Below are 12,544 nucleotides of genomic sequence, written 5' to 3'. Positions count from 1 at the left end.
CTCCGAGACGCCCTGCCTGCCCGAGACGCCCCACCGCTCCGAGACGCCCTGCCCGCCTGAGGCGCCCACCACCCCGCTCCGTCCCGCCGACCCCGCGCCACGGCTCGGCGCCCCGTCCCGACCCTCCTGAGGAGACCCATGTCGAACCGCCCCTGGGGCCATCTGCGCGCCCCGGAACCCGACCAGATCAACACCTACGCGAAGGGCCTCGGCTGGCGGCTCACCGCCGAGGAGACCGCCCTCTACACCCGGGCCGTGGGCGCCACGCTGGCGGGGCTCGACGAGATCGAGGAGCTTCCCGAGCACCCGGTCCCGCTCAGGCACCCGTACCGCGACCCGGGGCACACCCCGCAGCCGGGCGAGGACCCGTACAACGCGGTCATCCGCTTCTGCGAGGTCCGCGGCGCCGCCGAGGGCCCCCTCGCGGGGCGGACGCTGGGCGTGAAGGACTGCATCGCGGTGGCCGGGGTGCCGATGACGAACGGGGGCCGCAGGGAGCCCGTGGTGGTCCCCACCGAGGACGCCGTGGTGATCGAACGGCTGCTGGACGCGGGCGTCACCGTCACGGCCAAGACCAACCTGGAGGACCTCGGCTTCGGCCTCGGCGAGGGCTCCGCGTTCGGACCCGCCCGCAACCCCGCGGACCCGGCCCGCTCCACCGGCGGCTCCTCCTCCGGCTCGGGCGCCGCGGTCGCCTCCGGCCTCGTCGACCTCGCGCTCGGCGCCGACGAGGGCGGCAGTGTGCGCATCCCCGCGGCCTGGTGCGGCCTCGTCGGGATGAAGGCGACCCACGGCCTCGTGCCCTCGTACGGCATGAGCTACATGAACCACACGCTCGACCACATCGGCCCGATCACCAGGACGGTCGCCGACAACGCGCTGATGCTCGAAGTGATGGCGGGTCCCGACTGGCGCGACCCGCAGTGGACCCGTGACCTCCCCGAGGGCCCCGACGCCTACACCTCCGCGGCCGAGCGCGGCGTCGAGGGGCTGCGGGTGGGGGTGCTCACCGAGGCGGTCGGGCCCGTGGGCACCACGGAGGACGTGCGCACCGCCTTCGAGGCCGCCGTGAAGACCCTGGCGGGGCTCGGCGCGAGCGTGAGCGAGGTGTCGGTGCCGCTGTGGGAGAAGGGCTGGGCCATCTCCATGGCCACGATGCCCGCGGGCACCTCCTTCATGGTGAAGAGCAACGGCACCGGCGGCTTCGCCCACATGGGGAGGGTGGACCCGCGCCTCGTGGCGGCGCTGGCCGCGCAGTCGAGGACGGGCGGCGACGACCTCCCGCCGATGCTCAAGTCGATGATGTTCGCGGCCGAGCACGTGTACGCCCAGTACGGCGGGGTTCCGTTCGTGAAGGGGCACAACCTCCGGCTCGACCTGCGCCGGCAGGTGGCGGCGGCGCTGTCGCAGGTGGACGTGCTGGTGATGCCCACCATCCCGACGGTGGCCCATGAACTGCTCACGGGCCGCAGCGGCCTCGACGCGTTCCTCGTGGGCGAGGGCAGGGTCGGCAGGGCGGTCGCCAACACCTCCCCGACCGATCTGACGGGCCATCCGTCGCTCACGGTCCCCTGCGGCACCGGCGAGGCGAACCTGCCGGTCGGCCTCCAGATCGTGGGGCCCAGGTACGCGGAGAAGCTGCTGTATCAGGTGGGTTACGCCTTCGAAGCGGTGTGAGGGCGTTCGGCCTCGGTGTGAGGGCGTACCGCCTCGGTCCGCTTCCGGGGGAAGTGGGCAGGTGCGGTGGGGGCGGGCGTGGTGCGGCGACACGCCCACCCCCGCCGGGTGCCGGTATCCGGAACCCGCCCCACCGGGCCCCTGACCGCTCCCGAAACCTGCGCAGTTGACCCCCGTCCCCGGCACTCCCACGGTGATGAGCCTGCAAATAATTTTCTCGGCTCTTGTGGAAAGAGGGAAGTTTCCTTCACCGTGGACGTCGCGACCCTGCCGGGGCGCCCCGCGACCGGGGTGGCCCGAGCGGGTGAATCGGCGGCTTGCGAAGGAGATGGTGTCATGAGCACGGCAAGGAACCGTCCCATCAGCAGACGCGGCGCCCTCGCCGCGGGCACGGCGGCCCTCGCGGGCGGCCTCGGGCTGGCAGGACAGGCGGCCGCCGCCAGGCGCCGCGTACAGCCCCAGGTCACCCTGACCCCGGCCCAGCGCGCCGGACAGCGCGTCATCTACTCCTACCCGGGACTCACCCCGCCCGACCGGCTCCTCGACGCCATCAGCGGCGGACGCGCCGCCGGAGTGATCTTCTTCGGCGAGAACATCTCCAGCGCCTCCCAGATCCGCGGCGTCGTCGACCAGCTCAACGAGGCCAACGAGGCCGCGCCCATCAAGGCCCCCCTGCTGCTGATGACCGACCAGGAGGGCGGCCTCGTACGACGGCTGCCGGGGGAGCCCACCCAGTCCGCGAAGGAGGTCGGCCAGTCCTCCGACCCCGAGGGCGCGGCGCGCGACACCGGCACCGCGGCTGCCGAGAACCTCGCGGGCGCCGGGATGAACGTCAACCTCGCCCCGGTGCTCGACGTCTACCGCAAGGAGGGCGACTTCGAGGACCAGTACGAGCGCTCGTACAGCAAGGACCCGGACACCGTCGCCACCCTCGGCACCGACTTCATCACCGCCCAGCAGGACGGCGGTGTCGCCGCGACCGCCAAGCACTTCCCCGGCCTCGGCTCCGCGGCCGCCGGCCAGAACACCGACGAGGAGCCCGTCAGCCTCTCCGCGTCCCTGAGCACCCTGCGCGGCACCGACGAGGCCCCCTACCGCGCGGCCATCACCGCCGGGGTGCAGTTGGTCATGCTCTCCTGGGCGGTCTACCCGGCCCTCGACCCCGACGTCCCCGCCGGGTTCTCCCCGAAGGTCGTCGGCGAACTGCGCGACCGCCTCGGCTACAAGGGCGTCACCATCACCGACGCGCTGGAGGCCGGGGCGCTCCAGAACTACGGCGGTGTCGCCGAGCGCGCCGTCGCCGCGACGGCCGCGGGCATGGACCTGATCCTCTGCTCGGCCCGCGACGTCGCCCAGGGTCACGACGCCGTCGCCGCGATCCGCGACGCCCTCGCGGACGGCGGCCTCGACGGCGCCGCCTTCGACGCGGGCGCCAAGCGCGTCGGCGCCCTGCGCACCGCACTCGCCTGACCCCCCCGAAGCCCCGCGCCCCCGCCGCGCGCGCCCAGCAGTTGACGCGCGTAGCCACCGGCGCGGGGCCTCGGTGTGCCGAGCCATCCACCCTCTCCCACCCCTGAAGGTCTCTATGCGGATTCCTGCCTACACCGCACTGGCGGCCCTGCTGGCCGCCGTCGCCTTCCCGGCGAGCGCCACCGCCGGGCCCATGACCGGCGGCCCGGACCACGGGCACGGCGGCGGCCACCGCCCCGACGCCCGCTTCGACCGCCCGTACGACGGCTTCGCCCCGGCGAACACCGTGCTGCGCCGCGGCACCCCGCAGCGCGCGGGCCTCGACCCCGACCCGATCGGCGCCTTCCGGAGCGCGGTCGACACCTGGGACGACCCCGCGAGCGGCGCGAACTACCTCTTCCCCGGCGCGACCACCCTGATGGCCCACGACGGCACCGTCGTGGAGCGCGACGCCGCGGGCTACGCGGTCAAGTACGCGGACGCCGACACCGAACTCCCCGCCGGCCAGCGGGTCCCGGCGCGCACCGACACCATCTACGACCTGGCGTCGCTGTCGAAGCTCTTCACCTCGCTGGCGGCGGTGCAGCAGATCGAGGCGGGCACCATCGACCTGGACACCCCGGTCGCCCACTACCTGCCCGACTTCGCCGCGAACGGCAAGGGCTCCATCACCATCAGGCAACTCCTCACCCACACCTCGGGGTTCGACGCCGACCCGGCGCCCTCGCTCTGGGAGGGCTACCCCGACATCGCCTCCCGCAGGAAGGCCATCCTCGACACCAAGCCGATCAACGCGCCCGGCACCACGTACCTCTACTCGGACCTGAACATGCTGAGCATGCAACTCGTCCTGGAGAAGGTGACGGGCAAGCCGCTCGACAAGCTGGTGAGCGAGCGCATCACCCGGCCGCTGCACCTCACCGACACCGGCTACAACCCGCCCGCGTATAAGCTGCCGCGCATCGCCGCCACCGAGTACGAGTCCACCCCGGCGCGCGGCATGGTGCGCGGCTCCGTGCACGACGAGAACGCCTGGGCGCTGAACGGCGTCGCGGGCCACGCCGGGGTCTTCTCCACCGTCGACGACCTCGCCGTACTCGCCCAGACCATCCTCAACGGCGGTGTGTACAAGGGACGTCGCATCCTCAGCGAGCACGGTGTGAAGCTGATGGAGGAGAACTTCAACCAGGCGTTCCCCGACGACTCCCACGGCCTGGGCTTCGAACTCGACCAGATCTGGTACATGGGCGGCCTCTCGGGGCCCGGCACCCTCGGACACACCGGGTTCACCGGCACCTCGCTGGTCATCGACCCGGCGTCCCGCTCGTTCGCGATCCTGCTGACCAACCGCGTCCACCCGACGCGTGACACCCCGTCGACCAACGGCCCGCGCCGTGACATCGCCACCGCGCTCGCGAAGGCGATGGCGGTCGCACCGCCCGGCGGTGGCAGCACCTGGTACGCGGGGCAGGCGGGCGCCACCACCAGCACGCTGACCACGGACAGGCTCCCCGCGTCCGGCACCGCCGAGGTCGCCTTCGACACCTTCGTCAACACCGAGCCGACCGACCTGCTCACCCTGGAGGCCAGCACCGACGACGGGACCACCTGGACCCCGGTGAAGCTCCACGCCACCGGCAGGGGCGCGCCGTCGGGCGAGGTCACGTCGCTCTCGGGCCAGTCGGTACGTGCCTGGTGGCGGGTGCGCGCCGAGGTGCAGGGCGCAGGTGACGGCCTGCGGCTGCGCTGGAAGTACACCACCGACCCGGTGTACGAGGGCCGCGGTGTGGACCTCGCGGGCCTGCGGGTCACCTCCGGCTCCACGGTGCTGCTGGACGGCGACCGCCCGGGTGCCGCCCTGAGCGCCGACGGCTTCGACAGGCTGCCGGGCGGCAGGAGGTAGCCGGGTGGCACGCCGCGGGGCGGGGTATGTGCGGTCCTCCCGCCCCGCGGGGCCCGTCAGGTGTTGTTCGCGAGGTTCTGGAGGCCGGACAGCGGTCCGTTGAAGGTGTCCTGGTCGCCGGGGAAGGTGCCGGAGTCGGCGAACTGCCAGAACGTCCAGGTCGCCCAGCCCGCGGGCAGGGTGCCGACCGAGGAGGAGTAACGGGCGATGAACAGGGGGTTGTTGCCGCCGTAGTCGCCGGAGTTGCCGGTGCACTGGGTCCACCAGTCGGTGGTGGTGTAGATGGTGGCCCAGCGTCCCGTCTTGGTGTGCACCTCGTTCACGAAGTCGGTGATCCAGGCCCGCATCGACGCCTGGTCGAGGCCCCAGCAGGTGGAGGAGGCGCCGTACTCGATGTCCAGCATCGGCGGCAGGGTCTTGCCGTCGGCGGACCAGCCGCCGCCGTTGGCGACGAAGTAGTCGGCCTGCGCCGCGCCGCCCGACGCGTTGGGGTTCGCGAAGTGGTAGGCGCCCCTGATGAAGCCCGCGTTGTACGAACCGGTGTAGTTCGCCGAGAAGTTGGGGTCCTTGTAGCCGGTGCCCTCGGTGGCCTTCATGTAGGCGAACCTGGCGCCGCCCGCGTAGGCGCCCGCCCAGTCGACGGTGCCCTGGTAGTGGCTGACGTCCATCCCGGCGACGGTCTCGTCGAGGTCGGCGGAGTCGGGTGCGTGCCGGGCGGCCGCGCCCTCGTGGGCGGCGACGGTCGAGCCCATCCAGTCGAGTTCGGGGTGCGGGCTGGTCACGGCGGTGGTGGCCGGGTGGGTGGCGGCGGTGGCCGACCCCGGCAGTGCGGCGGTGAGCCCGAGCAGCCCCATCGCCGCCAGCGCGGCGACGGGCAGGCGGCGGCGGAGCGTGGTGCGGCGTGCGGTGTCTTCCGCGACGTGCATGGGTGCCTCCGAGGGCGGGTGTGGGGGGTTGGTGTGACGCATGCGCGACGAGCCGTCATGCTGACGCGAGCATGACAAAGGCGAATGTACGCGCGTAGAGCCGCCAGGTGAAGAAAAAACCGGAAATGCCTTTGGTGTACTCCAGTGGAACCACCGGGCGGGACGAGGCGGCTGTGCCACACGGTTCACACCCGGGAAACGCGCAGAACACACGCGGGCCCAAGGCTGGGACGGTGGAATTCGGCAGACGTACCGGCGTGCGGTGGCGGGCCGCCGAGGCCCGCCGCATACGCGACCTGTTGCGCGTGGAGGTCCTCCACCGCGGCCTCGACGAGCGGCTGCTGCCCGAGGACCGGTTGATGGCACGGTTCGGGGTGAGCCGCGCGGTGGTGCGCGACGCGCTCGAACTGCTGCGCTCCGAGGGCCTGGTGGAGCGCATCCAGGGCGTCGGCACCCGGGTGTGCAACACCAGGACCCGCTTCGACCTCGCCGAGTACCACGGTGCGGCGAAGCCGAGCCGGGGCAGCGCCCTCGACGGCAGGATCAGCGCGCAGATCCTGGACTGGCGGGTGCTGCCGCTGCCCGACGTGGCGGCCGAGGCGCTCGGCCTCGCGGCGAACCGCCCGGGTCTTCGGGTGGACTACGTCGGCTGGTGCGACCATGAGCCGTTCGTGGTCGCCACCAACTACGTGCGGATGCCGGAGGCGCTGGGCATGGAGCCCGAGCTGTTCCGCAAGGACTGGTACCGGCTGCTGGAGGAGTCCGGCATCACCCTCACCGGCAGCACCCTGCTGATGGAGGCGTCCCTCGCGGACCGCTACGACGCGGAACTGCTCGGTGTCGAGCCGGGTGCGCCGGTGCTCCTCTACGAGCAGGTGATCTTCGGGGCGGACGAGGTCCCGTTCAACTTCGCCCTGGTCAGGGCGCGCGGCGACCGCAGCGTGATGTTCTCGCGCGCGAGACGGGAGAACCCGGGCCCGGCGGGGTAGCCGCCGGGCCCGCGGCCCCGGGGCGGTCAGCCGTCGACGGCGTGCGGCATACGCCCGCTGAGCGCGTGGTAGGTGTCCGGCCGCCGGTCGCGTACCAGCCGTGCCCCCATCAGCAGCGCGTTGGCCTCGGCGATGCCGCCCGCGATGTCGACGTCGGCGACGGCGATGCCCGGTGTGAGCGGCCCCGTGGTGGCGACCACCCGGCCGATCGGGCTGACGATCTGGCTGAGCCCGAGGAACCGGGCGCCGCCCAGCTCCCCCGCGAAGTTCGACGACACGAACCAGCGGGAGTTCTCCGCGGCCCGCGCGCGGTCGTAGAGCCGGTAGAACTCGGCCCAGACGTTCGTCTCCGGGTCCTGCTCGCCGTTGACCATGGGCCACGCGGTCGACATCACCAGCAGGTCGGCGCCGCGCAGCATCAGCTCCCGGGTCGACTCCGGCCACATCTTGTCGTAGCAGATGAGCATGCCGACGCGGCCGAACGGGGTCTCGTACACCGGCCAGTCGTCGCCGCGCCGCCATGTCAACTGCTCGGTGATGCCGACGTGCACCTTGCGGTACTTGCCGAGGTAGCCGTCGGGACCGGTGAGCACCATGGTGTTGTAGATGACACCGGGCGCGTCACCGGTCTCGTTCATCCCGAAGACCGTATGGAGGCCGAGGGAGCGCGCGTGCTCCTGGATCTGGAGGGAGTGCGGCCCCTCGGTGACGGACTCGGCGTTGTCGTAGGCGGCCTTGATCCGCTCCGGGTAGAAACTGGTCATGTCCGGCGGATAGCCCTGGAGGCTGACCTCGGGGAAGACGACGAGTTCCGCCCCGGCCGCCGCGGCCTCGTCCATGAGCGCGAGATGCCGCTTGGTGCTGATGTCGACGTCGTAGGTGCCCTCCAGGGCCACGGTGGCGATGACCGTCATGGCGCTTTCTCCTTTCACGGGAACACGGGGTGCCGCGGGCGCGCCACCGGCCCCGTGGACCGGCCCCGCCCCGCGCGTCCCCACGCTGTCCGCCGCGCGTACGGGCCCTGGATCGTCCCCGTAACGCCCCGGTTGCGCCGCCCCGCCGACAAGGAGCGCCGCGTCGGGCGGCCGGACCTCGCAGAAACGCCGGTACGGCGCGGCGGTCGGCCGGGGAGCGCCGTTTTCCGGCCGGCCGCCACACCGCACGGCCGGAGCCCCGGCCGCGTCCCCGCCCCGGAGTGTGCGCCCCCCGCCGCCCGGGGCTGTCAGCCGTCCTCGCCGGGCGAGGTGAAGTACGCCACCGCGCTCCCCGGCGCCTCGGAGGACATGCAGGCGGCCAGGCCGCGCGCCGAGCGGGCGATGGCGCGGGCGCCGCGGGGGACCGCCGCCCGCTCGTACCGCTCCAGTGCCTCGGGCACCGTGGCCGACTCGGCGACGGCGAGGCCGAGTTCCGCGCCGTCGAGCAGGGCGAGGTTGGCGCCCATGCCCGCGAACGGCGTCATCAGGTGCGCGGCGTCCCCGACCAGGGTGGCACGGGGGTGCGCGGGCCAGGTGCGCCCGGCGCCGTGGGTGTGGAGCGGGCGGTCGTGGAAGACGTCCTCGCAGCCGTCGAGCAGCGCGAGCAGGGCGGGGGACCAGCCGGAGAAGTGGCGCCGCAGCGCGTCCCGTATGCCGGCGGGACCCGCGCCGTCCGGCCAGGGCAGGGCGTGCTCCGGCTGCCGCAGTACGAAGTAGATCCGCACCGTGCCGCTGGTGTTGAGCTGCGCCATGATGCCGCGGCCGCCCTCGAAGGCGTAGACGCTGCCGTCCCCGACGGTGCGCGCGGCTTCGGGCGCGCGGGCGGCGGCCTTCTCGATACGGCTCTCGACGAAGTGCACACCGGAGAACACCGGCGCCACCCCGCCCAGTTGGGCCCGCACCCTGGACCGCCCCCCGTCCGCCCCCACCACGAGGTCGAACTCCTCACTGCGGTACGGGCCTTGTGGCTGACCTCCCGTCAGCTCGCCCGCGCCGCCCCCGGATTCACGCGCGAAGAGCACCCTGCTCCCGCGCCCGCCGCCCGCGTCCTCCACCCCGTGCACCAGGACGCCGTGCCGTACGGTGCCCGCCTCCAGGGAGCCGAGCAGCATCCGGCGGAGATCCGCGCGGTCGATCTCGGGGCGCTCCGGCAGCCCCGGTCCGGGTGTGTGGCGCAGCAGTGTACGGCCCGAGGCGTCGAGCAGCCGCATCTCCTCGCCCTCGGGCCGTGACAGCTCCCGGAACTCGGCGTCGAGCCCCGCCGCGGACACCGCGGCCTGCCCCGAGTCGGGCCGCAGGTCGAGGGTGCCGCCCTGGGCGCGGGCCCCGCTCGCCGGGTCGCGTTCGAAGACGGTGACGGGCACGCCGTGGAGTTGGAGCACCCGCGCGAGCACGAGGCCGCCGGGTCCGCCCCCGACGACGGCCACCCGCGGACGGCGCGGGGCGCCACCCGCGCCCGACCCGTGCGGTTCTCCGGCTGTACGGCGGTTTTCCGGCATGAGGACTCCCAGGGGGCGTGACAAGATCAACCTGAACATTGTTCAACTAGAACGGTGTTCAAGTTAGGTTCGCCCGGCCCTTACTGTCAAGGTGGGACCCGGGAGACCGGACGACGAGAAGAGCGGGAGAGACGAGATGCCCCTGAGGCGACCCGACGTGCTTGACGGGGCCATGCGTCTCCTGGAGGAGGAGGGGCTGGCGGGCCTGACCATGCGCAGGCTTGCATCGGCGCTCGACGTCCGCCCCAGCGCCCTGTACTGGCACTTCGCGGACAAGCGCGCCCTGCTGGACGCGATGGCGGAGGAACTGGTCTCCGGCGTGCCCGAGGCGGACCCCGCGCTGCCGTGGGACGCGCGCGCGTCCCGCCTCGCCACGGGGCTGCGCACCGCTCTGCGCTCCCACCGGGACGGCGCCCGCCTCTACGCGGGCACCTTCGTGGCCAGACCTCACACCCTGCGCATCGGCGCCGCCCTGCTGACCGCGTTCACCGACGCGGGCCTGCCCCGCGCCCGCGCCATGGGCACGGCCTTCACCCTGCTGTACTTCGTGCTGGGCCACACCATCGAGGAGCAGGCCCACGAGGAACTGCACGCCACGGGGGAGTGGGACCCCGACGAGGCCGCGGCCGCCACCGCGCCGTACCCGGGGCTGGCGCAGGCCCTGAAGGAGTACGAGAACTCCACCCCCGACCAACGCTTCACCGACGGCCTCCACAACTTCCTGGACGGCGTCCGCTACCAACTGACCGAGCACCGCGGGGGCTGAGTCCCGGTGGCCTCGTCCGGCCTCCCGTCTCCCGGCACAAGGACGCCCGCTGTCACGAGCCTGAGCCGCTGACTGCTGCCGGAGTCGTGGGTACAGAGGGCTGGGACAGCCCGCGGCAGGGCCCGAAAGGAGAGTGCTCTCTCACCGGGCGGGTGCCGACCGTCCACGATCGGGCGCCGCGTCGACGAGCGCCTGTAACTCCTCGCGTCCTTTCCGTATGACTGGCAGTAAGTCCTCGGGCTGTTGGTGTGGCGGCAACGGCGTGTCGGCCAAAAGGTCAAGCGGGGTGAACTCCTTCTGCAACCACCCTTTGACCGCACGCCAGTGCACCGTCCAGTCCGGGGGTAGTGCCGCGTCCCAGGGGGCAGTTGCGTACCGTGTCCGGTCGCGTTTGAAGGCATGCAGGAGCCCGGCTCTGCGGATCAGACAGGGGAAACATGATCCGCAGTTGGGAACATTGGGCTGGTTGCGCTGACGCACTGGGGAAGATCCACAGCTCAGAGTGGACGTCACGATGTCCTCTGGTATTTTTGCCGTCTTCGCCATGCAACACACCTCTCCCTTCGTCAGAGCGGCGAGGGGGTTGTGGACCTTCACCGTTCCGCCGATCGCGATAATCAACTGGTTGAGGTGGTAAAGGGTCCAAGGGTGTACGGAGCGTGTGGAGCAGGCGCCGGACCGGCTTGCTGACAATGGCGGATTGACCGCGACCTGCCCGTTCTCAGGGATGTGGAGGACGCCGATGTTCTCGGCGGCGGCGACTCGGACCCCGGTCGCCGCGTACAGCAGTCCCCGCGAGCGCGTGGAGCGTTCCAGCTTGAGTGTTCGATCCTTTGGGCCGCGCACCTCCTGGCTGTACACGAGTTGCCTGGCGTTCCGGTCGCCGTGTTGGTGGACTTGCTTGTAAACCTCGCGCTGGACCTTCCCGAGCAGCCCCGGCTCACGGAACGTGACAAGGAGGAGGGCTCCGTTCGGCCGCACCGCCGCTCTCTGCGCGGTCCAGGCCAACGAGTCCAAACCGCCCGAGAACAGGGACACTTCACCGATGGACGCTATGCCGCCCGGTAACGAGTCCTGGACATACATGTCCCTGCGGACCGTGAACTCGATCTGCCAAAGATCGCCCGTCGTCGTGTTGAGAAGAGGGATGAGGTGAGCCAGGGCGGCTTCCCAGCGATCGGGTGCGCTGACGGGGACGGAAAGGGAGATACGACGGGTCCAGCGGTCGAAGAACTCGTCTCGACGGGTATAGCGGTCTGCGGCGAAGACAGCGCGGGCCACCGTCAGAAGGTCCTCCGCCCAGAGAGGGGCCGGGCCGTTGAGCTGGTTGTGTCGTGGTTTGGTCTCGTTCCGCTCCCAGTACACTTCATCGCTGAGAATTCTCCGCGCGCCGCTCGCTCTCCTGGCACTCTCGTCCGGGATCCATGCGTATGCGGCCTGGCGGCCGGCTGCCGTGGTCATACGTCGACCCTTGTCCGTCGCAACGAACCTCCCGCGAGTGTGTGGCGGTCGTCAGGGTTTCCGCCCTCGGCCGCAGGTACGAGGCCGAGAGCGCGCTCGGCGGCGACCGGTATGAGGTCGTAGGCGACGTCCGCCAGGCTTGCTAAGGGGTCTGCCACGACCTCGGCCGCACTGGCCGCTTCCTCGACCGCCTCGGCCAGCTTCTGCGTCTCCTCGCATGGGTCCGGCAGTACCTCCATGACCTGGTCGGCCACCCAGTCGGCCACATGGTCGCCCGGATCCAGTACGTGGAGGACGGGGACGGCTCCCTTGACGCTCTCGGCCACCGCGCCGCGGACGAACTCCGCCACCACATCGGCGAAGAACAGTTTGTAGAGCAGGCAGAACAGTTCGCCCGTGATGCCCGCCCCCGTGGGGGCCTTGGCCCGTTCCTCGTGTACGCACCGAGCGGACGTCGCCGCAGCGCGCCGTACGGCGGCATCGGTGACGGTGCCTCCTGTACCTCCGACCGAGACGGTGAAGCGGGCTGTGAAGTCGGGTTCCCGGGCGAGCCCGGCAGTCTCTGCGGTCAGTCTTCTCGCCGCCGCGCACATGGCGTCGTACAGCCCGAAGGCCGTCCGGTCCTCGCGAACGCTGTCCTGCACGGCCACCAAGAAGCCGTCGGCGATGCTGTCGAGGGTCTCCAGGCGTTGTGTCCGTCCGTTTCGCCACCGCGTCAGGCGAGTACGGGACTTGGACCACTGGGCCGCGGCGCCCGTTCTTCCGCCGGGCCCCGGCCACCTCCCTGACGTTCCCATCCAGGCGCCTCCCCGAGTGTGGGCGAGCCCCAAGTCACCTGGACAGGCTCGCCGTTGTCGTCCCCTTCCAGAAGAACAGCAG

The 12,544-nt window shown here is 71.9% G+C and carries 10 protein-coding genes; 5 read left to right on the top strand and 5 right to left on the bottom strand.

Annotation, left to right across the window (positions count from 1 at the left end; genetic code table 11):
* Positions 1–138: 138 nt before the first annotated feature.
* The 3 genes from ACIBIW_RS11155 (at position 139) to ACIBIW_RS11145 (ending at position 5,050) form a co-directional block, all read left to right on the top strand.
* Positions 139–1,677, top strand: coding sequence for an amidase family protein (locus ACIBIW_RS11155; RefSeq protein WP_399334428.1), 1,539 nt, complete (start codon positions 139–141; stop codon positions 1,675–1,677).
* A gap of 336 nt (positions 1,678–2,013) precedes the next feature.
* Positions 2,014–3,147, top strand: coding sequence for a glycoside hydrolase family 3 N-terminal domain-containing protein (locus tag ACIBIW_RS11150; RefSeq protein WP_399334426.1), 1,134 nt, complete (start codon positions 2,014–2,016; stop codon positions 3,145–3,147).
* Positions 3,148–3,262: 115 nt separating this feature from the next.
* Entirely contained in the window at positions 3,263–5,050 is a 1,788-nt protein-coding gene (locus ACIBIW_RS11145; protein ID WP_399334424.1) for a serine hydrolase, read from the top strand.
* 56 nt (positions 5,051–5,106) lie between these two features.
* Here the strand turns inward: ACIBIW_RS11145 and ACIBIW_RS11140 are convergent, their stop codons facing one another.
* A complete protein-coding gene (locus tag ACIBIW_RS11140) occupies positions 5,107–5,976 on the bottom strand; it encodes a lysozyme (RefSeq protein ID WP_399334422.1) in 870 nt (289 codons plus the stop codon).
* Between the two features lie 233 nt (positions 5,977–6,209).
* On the opposite strand from ACIBIW_RS11140, the gene ACIBIW_RS11135 reads away from it, so the two are divergent.
* The gene (locus tag ACIBIW_RS11135; protein WP_399334419.1) at positions 6,210–6,965 is read left to right on the top strand and encodes a GntR family transcriptional regulator; all 756 of its coding nucleotides are present in this window, start codon (positions 6,210–6,212) and stop codon (positions 6,963–6,965) included.
* Positions 6,966–6,991: 26 nt separating this feature from the next.
* Here ACIBIW_RS11135 and ACIBIW_RS11130 read toward each other — a convergent pair whose 3' ends face one another.
* Entirely contained in the window at positions 6,992–7,879 is an 888-nt protein-coding gene (locus ACIBIW_RS11130) for a carbon-nitrogen hydrolase family protein (protein ID WP_399334417.1), read from the bottom strand.
* A gap of 308 nt (positions 7,880–8,187) precedes the next feature.
* Complete coding sequence (locus ACIBIW_RS11125; RefSeq protein WP_399334415.1) at positions 8,188–9,366, bottom strand: FAD-dependent oxidoreductase; 1,179 nt, start codon at positions 9,364–9,366, stop codon at positions 8,188–8,190.
* A gap of 208 nt (positions 9,367–9,574) precedes the next feature.
* On the opposite strand from ACIBIW_RS11125, the gene ACIBIW_RS11120 reads away from it, so the two are divergent.
* Positions 9,575–10,204 (top strand): TetR/AcrR family transcriptional regulator C-terminal domain-containing protein, encoded by a 630-nt coding sequence (locus ACIBIW_RS11120; RefSeq protein WP_399334413.1) that lies wholly within the window; start codon positions 9,575–9,577, stop codon positions 10,202–10,204.
* 141 nt (positions 10,205–10,345) lie between these two features.
* On the opposite strand, the gene ACIBIW_RS11115 is transcribed toward ACIBIW_RS11120, so the two are convergent.
* A complete protein-coding gene (locus ACIBIW_RS11115; protein ID WP_399334411.1) occupies positions 10,346–11,665 on the bottom strand; it encodes a hypothetical protein in 1,320 nt (439 codons plus the stop codon).
* Entirely contained in the window at positions 11,662–12,309 is a 648-nt protein-coding gene (locus tag ACIBIW_RS11110) for a hypothetical protein (protein ID WP_399334409.1), read from the bottom strand. Before ACIBIW_RS11110 ends, ACIBIW_RS11115 begins: the two co-directional genes overlap by 4 nt.
* Positions 12,310–12,544 lie beyond the last annotated feature (235 nt).

Origin of the sequence: Streptomyces sp. NPDC050560, assembly GCF_044457285.1 — a bacterium.
GTDB lineage: Bacteria > Actinomycetota > Actinomycetes > Streptomycetales > Streptomycetaceae > Streptomyces.
Note: the sequence above shows the minus strand (reverse complement) of the source record. Positions and strands in the feature narration are given on the sequence as shown.

Bases quoted from the DNA above. Each gene is read 5' to 3' on its own strand.
- ACIBIW_RS11140 (WP_399334422.1), bottom strand. From the start codon at position 5,976: ATGCACGTCGCGGAAGACACCGCACGCCGCACCACGCTCCGCCGCCGC.
- ACIBIW_RS11115 (WP_399334411.1), bottom strand. From the start codon at position 11,665: ATGACCACGGCAGCCGGCCGCCAGGCCGCATACGCATGGATCCCGGAC.
- ACIBIW_RS11155 (WP_399334428.1), top strand. From the start codon at position 139: ATGTCGAACCGCCCCTGGGGCCATCTGCGCGCCCCGGAACCCGACCAG.
- ACIBIW_RS11150 (WP_399334426.1), top strand. From the start codon at position 2,014: ATGAGCACGGCAAGGAACCGTCCCATCAGCAGACGCGGCGCCCTCGCC.
- ACIBIW_RS11130 (WP_399334417.1), bottom strand. From the start codon at position 7,879: ATGACGGTCATCGCCACCGTGGCCCTGGAGGGCACCTACGACGTCGAC.
- ACIBIW_RS11120 (WP_399334413.1), top strand. From the start codon at position 9,575: ATGCCCCTGAGGCGACCCGACGTGCTTGACGGGGCCATGCGTCTCCTG.
- ACIBIW_RS11145 (WP_399334424.1), top strand. From the start codon at position 3,263: ATGCGGATTCCTGCCTACACCGCACTGGCGGCCCTGCTGGCCGCCGTC.